General features: G+C 33.3%; 12 protein-coding genes. 3 read left to right on the top strand and 9 right to left on the bottom strand.

Annotation, left to right across the window (positions count from 1 at the left end; all coding sequences use genetic code 11):
- Positions 1–29 precede the first annotated feature (29 nt).
- The 4 genes from lepB (ER639_RS00060) to ER639_RS00045 form a co-directional block, all read right to left on the bottom strand.
- Positions 30–596, bottom strand: a complete 567-nt coding sequence (lepB, locus tag ER639_RS00060) for a signal peptidase I (protein ID WP_129063705.1) — start codon at positions 594–596, stop codon at positions 30–32.
- A 9-nt stretch (positions 597–605) separates the two neighbouring features.
- Positions 606–1,091: a signal peptidase I gene (gene lepB, locus ER639_RS00055; RefSeq protein ID WP_129063704.1), complete on the bottom strand. Its 486-nt coding sequence runs from the start codon at positions 1,089–1,091 to the stop codon at positions 606–608.
- Positions 1,091–1,663 carry a TVP38/TMEM64 family protein gene (locus ER639_RS00050; RefSeq protein ID WP_129063703.1) on the bottom strand — a complete coding sequence of 191 codons (573 nt, stop codon included), beginning with the start codon at positions 1,661–1,663 and terminating at the stop codon, positions 1,091–1,093. Before ER639_RS00050 ends, lepB (ER639_RS00055) begins: the two co-directional genes overlap by 1 nt.
- Before the next feature lie 147 nt (positions 1,664–1,810).
- Positions 1,811–3,151 carry a glucose-6-phosphate isomerase gene (locus ER639_RS00045; RefSeq protein ID WP_129063702.1) on the bottom strand — a complete coding sequence of 447 codons (1,341 nt, stop codon included), beginning with the start codon at positions 3,149–3,151 and terminating at the stop codon, positions 1,811–1,813.
- Positions 3,152–3,386: 235 nt separating this feature from the next.
- Here ER639_RS00045 and ER639_RS00040 point away from each other — a divergent pair, with 235 nt between their 5' ends.
- Positions 3,387–4,589 carry an argininosuccinate synthase gene (locus ER639_RS00040; RefSeq protein WP_129063701.1) on the top strand — a complete coding sequence of 401 codons (1,203 nt, stop codon included), beginning with the start codon at positions 3,387–3,389 and terminating at the stop codon, positions 4,587–4,589.
- Complete coding sequence (gene argH / locus ER639_RS00035; protein WP_129063700.1) at positions 4,582–5,952, top strand: argininosuccinate lyase; 1,371 nt, start codon at positions 4,582–4,584, stop codon at positions 5,950–5,952. Before ER639_RS00040 ends, argH begins: the two co-directional genes overlap by 8 nt.
- A gap of 53 nt (positions 5,953–6,005) precedes the next feature.
- Here argH and ER639_RS00030 read toward each other — a convergent pair whose 3' ends face one another.
- The 5 genes from ER639_RS00030 to ygs form a co-directional block, all read right to left on the bottom strand.
- The gene (locus tag ER639_RS00030; RefSeq protein ID WP_129063699.1) at positions 6,006–7,169 is read right to left on the bottom strand and encodes an iron-containing alcohol dehydrogenase; all 1,164 of its coding nucleotides are present in this window, start codon (positions 7,167–7,169) and stop codon (positions 6,006–6,008) included.
- 80 nt (positions 7,170–7,249) lie between these two features.
- Entirely contained in the window at positions 7,250–8,494 is a 1,245-nt protein-coding gene (locus tag ER639_RS00025) for a Glu/Leu/Phe/Val family dehydrogenase (protein WP_129063698.1), read from the bottom strand.
- A 114-nt stretch (positions 8,495–8,608) separates the two neighbouring features.
- The gene (locus ER639_RS00020; RefSeq protein ID WP_129063697.1) at positions 8,609–9,796 is read right to left on the bottom strand and encodes an ornithine--oxo-acid transaminase; all 1,188 of its coding nucleotides are present in this window, start codon (positions 9,794–9,796) and stop codon (positions 8,609–8,611) included.
- Between the two features lie 90 nt (positions 9,797–9,886).
- Positions 9,887–11,431: an L-glutamate gamma-semialdehyde dehydrogenase gene (gene pruA / locus ER639_RS00015; protein ID WP_129063696.1), complete on the bottom strand. Its 1,545-nt coding sequence runs from the start codon at positions 11,429–11,431 to the stop codon at positions 9,887–9,889.
- A gap of 189 nt (positions 11,432–11,620) precedes the next feature.
- The gene (ygs, locus tag ER639_RS00010; RefSeq protein WP_205757679.1) at positions 11,621–11,989 is read right to left on the bottom strand and encodes a S1 domain-containing post-transcriptional regulator Ygs; all 369 of its coding nucleotides are present in this window, start codon (positions 11,987–11,989) and stop codon (positions 11,621–11,623) included.
- Between the two features lie 134 nt (positions 11,990–12,123).
- Between ygs and ER639_RS00005 the strand changes: the two genes are divergently transcribed.
- Positions 12,124–12,316 (top strand): helix-turn-helix domain-containing protein (locus ER639_RS00005; RefSeq protein WP_164993301.1); only part of this gene is annotated, 193 nt, incomplete at its 3' end.

The following is a 12,316-nucleotide window of genomic DNA, read 5'->3' as shown; positions in this document are numbered from 1 at the left end:
CAGGAAAATTCCTAAGCACATCATATTAATCATGAAGATTTTGGATCAAAATTATAATGGAATGTGTTGAATGGCCAAAATCTTAAAGCCACTTCACCAACAACTTTTTTCTGATCAATTAAACCAAAGTAACGACTATCTTTACTTACTTCTCGATTGTCACCGAGTACAAGTAATTTGCCTTCTGGTATTTTTGAAACACCTTTTGAATTTACTAAATCTTTAACACTAAAGTTTTCAGTTAATAAAACATTTGTTTTTGATAATTTATTCTCATCTAAATAGGGTTCATCTACTTTTTTGCCATTAACATATAATTGATCATCTTTATATTGGACAGTATCTCCAGCTGTACCAATCACTCGTTTTACATAATCCGATTTAGAATCAGCATGGAAAACAATCACATCACCTTTATCAATTTCACCTAATGTATAGCCAATACGATTGACGATGACCTTCTCACCATCTTTAAGCGTAGGATACATTGAATCTCCTTTAACTGAATACGTTAAAAATAAAAAATTATGTATCACTGTTACTAAAACTACTGCGACAAGTATCGCAATAATCCATTCTATTAGTTCTTTTTTCAAAATGCCACCTCATTTATTATCTTCCCAATAAGTATAAACCACTTTACCTAACATTTCATCTAGTTTAACACAACCAAATGTTCTTGAATCTGTGCTAGCCTTTAAATGATCTCCCAACACATAAAAACACTGTTTCGGCAATGTATAGCCATATGCATCATTCCCTTGAATCAGCTGTTTTAAAGTATCATCTTTATAATTTGTTTTTTCACCATTCACATATAACTGTCGATGTATCACACGTACATGATCACCAGGAGTAGCTACAATTCTTTTAACTATCGTCTGATTGTTATTTAATTTTATAAAGTAAATATCATTACGCTTTGGTTGTATAAATACATCGTGTAACACATTTACAAAAACATAGCTTCCTGATTGCAACGTTGGTGACATTGAATCTCCGTCTACTTTGTACGAGGTCAAAAAAAACGATTTAATAAAAACAACAATGATAAAGCTCATTATTACTGTTATCAAAAACTTTTTTTTCATTATTTATCCTTATGTAGTCTATTTTCATAAAGCTTACCTAATACCCATAAAATAAGCAGTATGATTAAAACAATTATACTCTTTTCAGGGTATTTCACAAAGGAATATACATCGCTACCAACATAGCTTAATAAAAATAACATCACCATCTTACCTAATACAACAGCTAACATGTAAGAGCCTTTGGAAATTGTACTCAATCCAGCTACAACATTCACTACACTTGATGGTGTAAAAGGAAAACATAGCAGAATAAATAGAGGTAATGCACCTTTTTCATCTATTCGCTGAATGAGCTTTGTCGTATGGGGATGTTTATTCAAGTGTCTTAAAAAACGGTTTTGTCCATACTTCCTTACTAAAAGAAAAACAAAGTATGCACCTAATGTAGCGCCCATATAGGTATATAAAAATCCTAAGAATATACCATAACTATTTGCATTCACCACTGCAAATAAAGCAATTGGCAACACAGGTAAAAAAGCTTCTATAAATGGTAATAAAATTGCAATAATAAACCCTAATGCTTTAAATTGTTCAAATAAATCAGTAAGTCCTTGTTCAGTTATCATATTTTCACTACTATTCTTAAATTTAGTTATTAACTAAATTATACAAAAACTTGATGAAAATCATATGAAAAATAAATAAAGATTCAAAACAGTTAACTGTTTTGAATCTTTATCATCATATGCTTACGCATGAATTGATTATTCTGATTATAATCTCGCTTCTAATTCAGCTTTTTTCTCTTCAAATCCAGGTTTACCTAATAATGCAAACATGTTTTGTTTGTATGCTTCAACACCAGGTTGGTTAAATGGATTTACACCTAATAAATAACCGCTCATCGCACAACTTAATTCAAAGAAGTACACTAAATAACCAAATGTGTAAGCATCTTGCTGTGGAATTTCAACAACTAAATTTGGAACACCGCCGTCAGTGTGCGCAAGTAATGTCCCTTGGAATGCTTTCGTATTAACGAAGTCCATTGTTTTACCCGCTAAGAAGTTTAATCCATCTAAATCTTGCTCATCAGCTTCGATTGTTACATCTGCTCTTGGTGTATTCACTTTAACAACCGTTTCAAAGATATCACGACGACCTTCTTGAACATATTGTCCTAATGAATGTAAATCGGTAGAGAAGTTTGCACTTGATGGATAAATACCTTTAAAGTCTTTACCTTCAGACTCACCAAATAATTGTTTCCACCATTCATTGAAATATTGAAGACTTGGCTCATAGTTAATTAACATTTCAATTGTATAACCTTTATTGTATAAAACGTTACGAATTGTTGCATATTGATATGCGATATTTTCTTCTAATTCAGACGATGATAAATCTTTTCTAGCATCATTAGCACCAGTCATCATTTGTGCAATATCAATGCCACTTGCAGCGATTGGTAATAAACCAACTGCAGTTAATACTGAATAACGACCACCTACATCATCAGGTACAACGAAAGTTTCATAACCTTCAGTGTTTGATAATGATTTTAAAGCACCACGATTTGCATCAGTTGTTGCATATATTCTTGATTTTGCTTCTTCTTTACCATATTTCTCTTCTAATAATTTCTTAAAGATTCTAAATGCAACAGCTGGTTCAGTTGTAGTTCCTGATTTAGAAATAACGTTAATTGAGAATGATTTATCTTGTAAATACTCCACTAAATCATGTGTGTAGCTAGAAGAAAGATGATGTCCTACAAAAATAATTTGTGGTTTACCTTCTTTAGGACTAAAGTTATCAAATGTTTTGTTTAGCATTTCAATTGCTGCACGTGCACCTAAATAAGATCCACCAATACCAATGACTACTAAAACTTCACTATCAGATTGAATCTTTTTCGCAGCAGTTTGAATACGTGCAAATTCTTCTTTATCGTAGTTTTCAGGTAAGTTAACCCAACCTAAAAAGTCGCTACCTGCACCTGTACCTTCATGAATTGTGTGGTGAATATTTTTAACTAAATCACGCATTTGTGTTAGTTCATGTTCACCAAAAAACGTCATTGCTTTTTTGTAATCAAATTTAATATGTGTCATAAAAAGACCTCCAATATTTTTCTCAACTTCATTGTACTCTATTCAAATAGGCAGTACAAATACTATCAAATTTTAAAACGCTTACAAAGGAATAAAAAATGTCAAATAGTCGTCAAAATTTATAAAAATACATAAAAGTGAATTTTAATACTTGTTTTTAACACAAAAGTTTGTTAAATTATTCTGTATATTAATTCAAAAATATAAATAAAAATAAGTTTAGGGGTTGTTATTTATGAAAGAGAAAGTCGTACTTGCCTATTCAGGTGGATTAGATACGAGCGTTGCTATTCAATGGTTAATTGATCAAGGTTATGATGTTATTGCATGTTGTTTAGATGTTGGTGAAGGAAAAACATCTAAAGAAATACAAGAAAAAGCACTGAAAGTAGGTGCTATAGAATCACTGATGTTAGATGAAGTTGATCAGTTTGTAAATGATTATTTAAGTTATGCGATAAAAGGAAATACATTGTATGAAGGTGTTTATCCACTCATTTCAGCATTAAGTCGTCCGTTAATTTCAAAGGTGCTTGTTGATATTGCACACCAATATAACGCAACAACAATCGCGCATGGATGTACTGGTAAAGGTAATGACCAAGTACGCTTTGAAGTAGCAATCCATAGTTTAGATCCATCTTTAAAAACAATTGCACCTGTGAGATCATGGGGCTTTAGTCGTGAAGAAGAAATTGAATATGCTAAAGAACACAACATTCCAATTCCAATTAACTTAGAATCACCATATTCAATTGATCAAAATTTATGGGGTAGAAGTAATGAATGTGGTATTTTAGAAGACCCTTATGCAACGCCACCAGAAGATGCATATGAATTAACACAATCACCAGAAAAAGCACCAGATGAGCCATGTGAAATCATTCTTTCATTTAAAAATGGCTTACCTTATGCCATCAATCATGAAGAAAAATCACTAAAATCAATCATTATGCAATTAAATGAACTTGGTGGTCAACATGGTGTAGGTCGAATTGATCATGTAGAAAATCGTTTAGTCGGAATAAAATCAAGAGAAGTTTATGAAGCACCTGCCGCAATGATTATTATTAATGCCCATCAAGCATTAGAAACAATTACTTTAACAAAAGATGTGCAACACTTTAAACCATACGTGGAACAAACATTTGCAAATTTAATTTATAATGGCTTATTCTTTACACCATTATCAACTCACATTCAAAATTTATTAAACGATATGAATCAATACGTCAATGGTGATATTCGCATAAAACTGTATAAAGGCAACATAACAGTAACAGGCCGTCAAAGTAAAAATTCTTTATATAACGAAAAATTAGCGACTTACACTAAAGAAGATATGTTTAATCAAGAAGCAAGTGTAGGCTTTATTGAAATCTATGAATTACCTGCTAAAATTCAAGCACAAGTTCAAAGTGGTGCTTACAATGAATAAATTATGGGGTGGCCGCTTCGAACAAGGAATGGATCAAAAAGTAGAAGCTTTCAATGCTTCTATTGATGTCGATCAAGCATTGTTTACTCAAGACATTGAAGGTAGTATTGCACATGTAAAAATGCTAAAAAAACAGGCCATTATTCCTTCAACGGATGCTGATTCAATTATTAATGGATTACTTGAATTAAAAGAAGAACATGCAAATCAACCTTTAACATTTTCAAAATCATATGAAGACATCCATTTGAATATTGAAATGCTGCTTCATGAAAAAATTGGTGAAGTCGCTGGAAAAATGCATACCGGTCGCTCTAGAAATGATCAAGTTGCGACTGATATGCATTTATACACTAATCAAAAAGTACAGCAATTAATCAAAGCAATTCAAGCATTTCAGTCAACGATTGTTCAAGTTGCAAAATCAAACATTGACGTTATTATTCCAGGTTATACGCATTTACAACGCGCGCAGCCTATCTTATTTTCACATCATCTACTCACTTATTTCTGGATGTTACAACGTGATAGAGATCGTTTAGCAGATAGTATCAAACGCATCAATATTTCACCATTAGGTTCTGGTGCTTTAGCAGGAACAACATATCCAACGGATCAACGTTATACACAATCATTATTGAACTTTGATGATGTCTATCCTAATAGTATTGATGCTGTCAGTGATCGTGATTACATATTAGAGACGATGAATAACATCAATTTAATCATGATGCATCTCTCTCGTTTTGCTGAAGAAATTATTCTTTGGTGTAGCCATGAATTTAATTTTGTTACTTTAAGTGATGCTTATTCGACAGGTTCATCTATTATGCCACAAAAGAAAAATCCAGACATGGCGGAACTGATTCGAGGTAAATCCGGTACTGTAAGTGGTCATTATATTGGCTTATTAATGACTTTAAAAGGCTTACCACTTGCATACAATAAAGATTTACAAGAAGATAAACAACATTTCTTCGAAGCATTACAAACATGCATTGATAGTGTTGATATCTTTAACGGCATGATTGAAACAATGACGCTAAACAAAACAGTTATTGAAAAAGCATTAAATAATGATTTTTCAAATGCTACAGAGCTTGCAGATTATCTTGTCACATTAAATATTCCGTTTAGAAAAGCACATGAGTTAACTGGTCTATTGGTGAAACAATGTATTGATAAAGGCATCTACTTGTTAGACGTGCCATTATCAACCTATCAAGCCATTCATTCTGAAATAGATGAAACGGTTTATGAATATTTAAAACCATTAAATGCAGTAAATAGAAGACAAAACGAAAATGGCACAAGTACACAATCTGTACTAGGTCAAATTAAAAAAGCAGAAGCATTATTATAAAATTAAAAGCATCTGGAAATTCCAGATGCTTTTTAGTCGTTATAGTCATATGATTATAATGCAGCTTTATAAATTGCCATAACCGCTTCTCTATTTAATGGATAGAAGTTACCAAATGTATCGCCATTAAAGAATGTTTTATCAGCAAATGTTGCTAATTCTTCTTCTTTGATATCGTAATGTGACAACTTACTTGGTGCGCCAATACCCGTCCAAAATGATTGTAATTGATCAATACCATATTGAATTTGTTCTGCTTCTGGCAATGTATGATCAACATCAAATACATCTTGAGCGAATTTTACAAATCTTTCTGGTTTATATTGAGACACGTAACGCATCCATTCTGGGAATAAAATGGCTAATCCTTCGCCATGTGGTATATCATGAACAGCACTTACTGCATGTTCTAAATTATGCGTTGCCCAGTCACCGTTATAGCCTAGGCGCATAAAACCATTTAAAGCAACGGTTGCACCTAACATTAATGTTTCACGCACTTCATAATTTTCTGGATTTGCTTTTACGATCGGTGCTTGTTTCATTATGGCTTTCATCACGCCACTAATCATTGCATCACCAATTTCAGTGTTGCTTGCTTCATTAAAGTATTGTTCAATTAAGTGACTCATACTATCTACAATACCATTCACTGTTTGATTATAAGGTAACGTATATGTCAATTCAGGATTTAATAAACTGAACTTAGGAAATACAAACGGTGAACCCCAACCTAATTTTTCATTCGTTTCCCAATTTGTAATGACAGATCCTGCGTTCATTTCTGAACCAGTTGCGGCTAATGTTAAAATGACACCAAAAGGCACTGCATCTTTAACTTCAGCTTTTTTAGTAACGATGTCCCATGGATCATTATCAAGTTTACTTGCTGCTGAAATTAATTTAGTACCATCAATAACACTACCGCCACCAATGGCAACAATAAAGTCGATATGATTCTCTTTTACGATTTGAACCCCTTTACGTACTGTTTCTACGCGTGGATTTGGTTCAATACCTGCAAGTTCAAATACTTCAAATTCAGCTAATAATTTCATCACTCTGTCATAAAGCCCTGTTCTTTTAATACTGCCTCCACCATATGTGATTAATATTTTCTTACCATTTGTAAATTGTTTGATTTTATCAGCCAATTGGTCTGTACTTGTTTTACCGAAAACTAACTGTGTCGGATTATAAAATGTAAAATCATTCATGCTAGCACTCCTCTCTTTAATACCTACATTGTAAACGATAAAAGAAAAAAACACAGGTATTTAAACCTGTGTTTTAAAGATTAAGCCCAACCACGATATCTAGCAGCTTCAGCTGTACGTTTAATACCTACAATGTATGCAGCTAAACGCATATCGATTTTACGGTTTTCAGCTAATGTATAAATATTGTCAAATGCTTTTATTAATTTTTCACGTAATTTTTCATTTACTTCTTCTTCTGTCCAGTAGTAACCTTGGTTATTTTGAACCCATTCAAAGTAAGAAACTGTTACCCCACCTGCACTTGCAAGTACGTCTGGTACTAATAAAATACCGCGTTCTGTTAAAATCTTAGTTGCTTGTGGTGTTGTAGGACCATTTGCAGCCTCAACAACGATTGAAGCTTTAATATCATGTGCGTTATCTTCTGTAATTTGATTAGAAATTGCTGCTGGTACTAAAATATCGCAATCTAATTCAAATAATTCTTTATTTGTAATTGTATCTTCAAATAAGTTTGTCACCGTTCCAAAACTGTCACGACGATCTAGTAAGTAATCAATATCTAAACCGTTTGGATCATGTAATGCACCATATGCATCTGAGATACCAACAACTTTAGCACCCATATCATATAAGAATTTCGCTAAGAAGCTTCCTGCATTACCGAAACCTTGAATAACGACTCTAGAATCTTTAATTTGCATGCCACGACGTTTAGCCGCTTCTTCAATTGCAATTACTACACCTAATGCAGTTGAACGGTCGCGTCCTTGTGAACCACCTAATACTAATGGTTTACCTGTAATGAATCCTGGAGAGTTAAATTCATCCATTTTGCTGTATTCATCCATCATCCAAGCCATGATTTGTGAGTTAGTAAATACGTCTGGAGCTGGAATATCTTTCGTAGGTCCAACGATTTGAGAAATTGCACGTACATAACCACGTGATAAACGTTCTACTTCATGAATACTCATTTGACGTGGATCACAAACGATACCACCTTTACCACCACCGTACGGTAAGTCAACAATTCCACATTTCAATGTCATCCACATTGATAATGCTTTTACTTCGTCTTCATCCACATCCGGATGGAAACGAACGCCCCCTTTTGTTGGTCCTACAGCATCATTGTGTTGAGCACGATATCCAGTAAACGTCTTAACTGTTCCATCGTCCATTCTTACTGGAATACGTACAGTTAATAATCGTAATGGTTCTTTAATTAATTCGTACATGCTTTCTTCAAAGCCAAGTTTGTCTAATGCCTCATGAATAATTTCTTGAGTTGATGCAACTAAACTTAAATTTTCTGTCATTCCTATCCGCCTCTTTTTTCATTCTAATACTTTTATTACATCTACATTGTATCATACTCAAAATGATTTAAAAGTAGTAATCGAAAATTTTTGTAAACGCTATCATTTTTTTAATTAAAATACTTTTTTAACTTGCTCGATTGCCCAATCTAAATCTTCTTTAGAAATGATTAATGGTGGTGCAAATCGAATTACAGTGTCATGTGTTTCTTTACATAATAAACCTAAGTCTTTTAATTTTTCACAGTAAGGACGTGCATTTTCAGTTAATTCAACACCGATGAATAAACCTTTACCACGTACTTCTTTAATCACTGGGTTGTCGATTGATTTTAATGCATTTTTGAAGTATTCACCAAGTTCTAATGAACGATCAGCTAATTTTTCATCAATCAGCACATCTAGAGCCGCAATTGATACAGCACATGCTAATGGATTCCCACCAAAAGTAGAGCCGTGGCTACCAGCATTAAATACACTTAAAATTTCTTTATCTGCTAATACACATGAAATTGGGAACACACCACCACCTAATGCTTTACCTAAAATATACATGTCCGGTTTAACGTTATCCCAATCAGTAGCAAACATTTTACCTGAACGGCAAAGTCCTGCTTGAATTTCATCTGCAATGAATAATACGTTATTTTCTGTACATACTTCACGTACTTGTTTTAAGAAGCCATCTTGAGGGATGTTGATACCCGCTTCACCTTGAATAGGCTCAAGTAAAACAGCTGCTGTATTTGGTGTGATTGCTGCTTTAATTTGTTCAATATCACCAAAATCAACTAATTTGAAACCGCCTAATAATGGACCATATCCACGTTGATATTCTGCTTCACTTGATAATGATACAGCTGCCATTGTACGACCATGGAAATTCCCTTTCATCGCAATGATTTCTGCTTGATCTTTTGCTACACCTTTAACATCATAAGCCCAACGACGTGCTGCTTTAATTGCAGTTTCCACCGCTTCAGCACCTGTGTTCATTGGTAAAGCCATTGATTTTCCTGATAACTCACATACTTTTTCATACCAAGGACCTAATTGATCACTGTGGAATGCACGTGAAGTTAACGTTACTTTATCTGCTTGATCTTTTAATGCTTGAATGATTTTAGGATGGCGGTGACCTTGGTTAACTGCTGAATACGCAGATAACATATCCATATATTTATTGCCTTCAGGATCTTTAACCCATACACCTTCAGCTTCAGAGATAACGATTGGTAGTGGATGATAGTTTGGTGCACCAAAATGATTTGTTTGTTCAATGATTTCTTGTGATTTTGTCATAATAATCCCCTTTTCTATAAAGAAAGTTGAGACAATGTCTCAACTTCCTTATTCATTTTATTATGTAATTTAATATTCAATTAAAAGAAATTAAAGCATTTCAGAAGTTGTTTTACCTTGCATATGTAAAACTAAGTAATCTGGTCCACCAGCTTTAGAGTCAGTACCAGACATTTTGAATCCGCCGAATGGTTGGTATCCAACGATTGCACCAGTACAACCACGGTTGAAGTATAAGTTACCTACATGGAAGTCACGACGTGCTTCTTCTAAATGTTCACGGTTATTTGTAATAACAGCACCTGTTAAACCGTAATCAGTGTCGTTTGCGAATTTAATTGCTTCAGTAAAATCTTTCGCTTTAGCGATACCTACTACAGGTCCGAAGATTTCTTCTTTCATGATACGGTCATCATGTTTAACATCCACAAATACTGTTGGGTGTACGAAATGACCAACAGACTCATCTGTAGTACCACCAACTAATAATTTACCTTCTTGTTTACCGATTTCGATGTATTCTTTAATTTTATTTAAAGAAGCTTCATCAATTACAGGACCCATGAAGTGTTCGTTTGTTTCTGGGTTACCTACAGTTAATTTTTCAGCTTTTTCTTTAACTTTTGCTACAACTTCGTCATAAACTTCTTCTAAAACGATTGCACGTGAACATGCTGAACATTTTTGACCAGAGAAACCAAATGCTGATTTAACAATTGATTCAGCAGCTAATTCTAAGTCCGCTTCAGCGTCAACAACGATTGTATCTTTACCACCCATTTCAGCGATAACACGTTTTAAGTTTAATTGACCTTCATGTACTTTAGCAGCACGTTCATAAATGTGAACACCTACATCACGTGAACCTGTAAATGAAATGAAACGAGTATCTACATGGTCAACAATGAAGTCACCGATGTCACGGCTTGAACCTGGAATGTAGTTTACAACACCTGCAGGCATACCTGCTTCTTCTAATACTTCCATAAACTTATAAGCAACTACTGGTGTATTTGAAGATGGTTTTAATAATACTGTGTTACCAGTTACTAATGGTGCTACTGTAGTACCAGCCATGATTGCTAATGGGAAGTTCCAAGGTGAAATAACAACACCCACACCTAATGGAATATAATCATAACGGTTATATTCACCTGGACGTGATTCAACTTTCACGCCGTCTTTAAGGCGTAACATTTCGCGTCCATAAAACTCTAAGAAGTCGATACATTCTGCAGTATCTGCATCTGCTTCATTCCATGGTTTACCTGCTTCTTTAACTAATAAAGCAGAAAATTCATGTTTTCTTCTACGAATGATTGCTGCTGCACGGAATAATACGTCAGCACGGAATTTTGGATCTTGTTTTCTCCAAGTTTCAAATGTTTCTGTAGCAACTTTCATTGCTTTTTCAGCATGCTCTTGAGAAGCTTTTGAAACATTACCAATTGTTTCTTCTTTATTTGCTGGGTTGTAAGAACGTGTTTTGTCGTCTGTCATAATACGTTCTCCACCGATAATAATTGGATAGTCTTGACCTAAATAACCATTAACGATTTCTAACCCCTTCAAGAAAGCTTGTTTGTTTTCTTCCTTTGTAAAATCAGTAAATGGCTCATGTTTGTACGAAATCATGAAAAATCCTCCTTTATTTTATGGTTTTGTAGAAAACCCTTACATACTATATAATGACGAATTTTATTGAATTCTTCAACCCATAAATACAAAAATTACATAAAAAAATTAATATTCAGATAACTGTATATTTGTACAAACAAAAACATCGAAACAAGTATCGTATACATACTCATTCCGATGCTTTCATTATTGTAACTTTTTACCTCTTGCAACCCATTCAGGCAATTTGTCTTTTAATGATTGAAAGCCAATTGAATTGCTTTCTTTTATTTCATCTAAAACTGATTTCTTTTCTTTCTTACGCTCATGTTTTTTGAAATAATCATTTTCTTTTAAAGATAAATTAAGTTTTTTATCTTCAGAAATTCCAATTACTTTCGCTTTAACAATTTGTCCAACCGTCAAATATAAATTTAAATTATGGACATAATCATTCATTACTTCTGAAATATGAATCAATCCTTCAACATGATCTTCAGTTTCTACAAATGCTCCATAGGGTTGAATGCCAGTAACTTTGACTTTTATAAATTGGCCCTTTTTATATCGATGCATAATTATCCCCCTATTCAATAATTCTATTTTATCACAAAATAATCATAATTCTTGAATAAAAGGCAAAATAAAAAACATGCCTTACAGTTGTGAAGTGCACCCCTAAAGTTGAACCTTAAAATTCAACTTTAGGGGTGTTTATTTTGAATAAAAAGCATGAACTTGATTTTAAATTAAGACTTATTAAAGAATATAAAGACGGAAATAATGGCTATGATTCATTAGGTAGAAAATATGATATTCAATCTTCAGTAATAAGAACATGGGTTTATCAATTTGATACCTTCGGTATTGATGGTCTGATTTCTGGTATGACAAGAAAAAAAT

It is taken from the genome of Macrococcus sp. DPC7161 (genome assembly GCF_004117835.1).
Classification (GTDB): domain Bacteria; phylum Bacillota; class Bacilli; order Staphylococcales; family Staphylococcaceae; genus SDSC01.
This window is presented reverse-complemented; position numbering and strand designations above follow the sequence as displayed.

What these genes read in the sequence shown, in the direction of transcription:
- lepB (WP_129063704.1), bottom strand. Translation starts at nt 1,091, where the DNA reads ATGAAAAAAAAGTTTTTGATAACAGTAATAATGAGCTTTATCATTGTT.
- ER639_RS00050 (WP_129063703.1), bottom strand. Translation starts at nt 1,663, where the DNA reads ATGATAACTGAACAAGGACTTACTGATTTATTTGAACAATTTAAAGCA.
- ER639_RS00045 (WP_129063702.1), bottom strand. Translation starts at nt 3,151, where the DNA reads ATGACACATATTAAATTTGATTACAAAAAAGCAATGACGTTTTTTGGT.
- ER639_RS00040 (WP_129063701.1), top strand. Translation starts at nt 3,387, where the DNA reads ATGAAAGAGAAAGTCGTACTTGCCTATTCAGGTGGATTAGATACGAGC.
- argH (WP_129063700.1), top strand. Translation starts at nt 4,582, where the DNA reads ATGAATAAATTATGGGGTGGCCGCTTCGAACAAGGAATGGATCAAAAA.
- ER639_RS00030 (WP_129063699.1), bottom strand. Translation starts at nt 7,169, where the DNA reads ATGAATGATTTTACATTTTATAATCCGACACAGTTAGTTTTCGGTAAA.
- ER639_RS00025 (WP_129063698.1), bottom strand. Translation starts at nt 8,494, where the DNA reads ATGACAGAAAATTTAAGTTTAGTTGCATCAACTCAAGAAATTATTCAT.
- ER639_RS00020 (WP_129063697.1), bottom strand. Translation starts at nt 9,796, where the DNA reads ATGACAAAATCACAAGAAATCATTGAACAAACAAATCATTTTGGTGCA.
- pruA (WP_129063696.1), bottom strand. Translation starts at nt 11,431, where the DNA reads ATGATTTCGTACAAACATGAGCCATTTACTGATTTTACAAAGGAAGAA.
- ygs (WP_205757679.1), bottom strand. Translation starts at nt 11,989, where the DNA reads ATGCATCGATATAAAAAGGGCCAATTTATAAAAGTCAAAGTTACTGGC.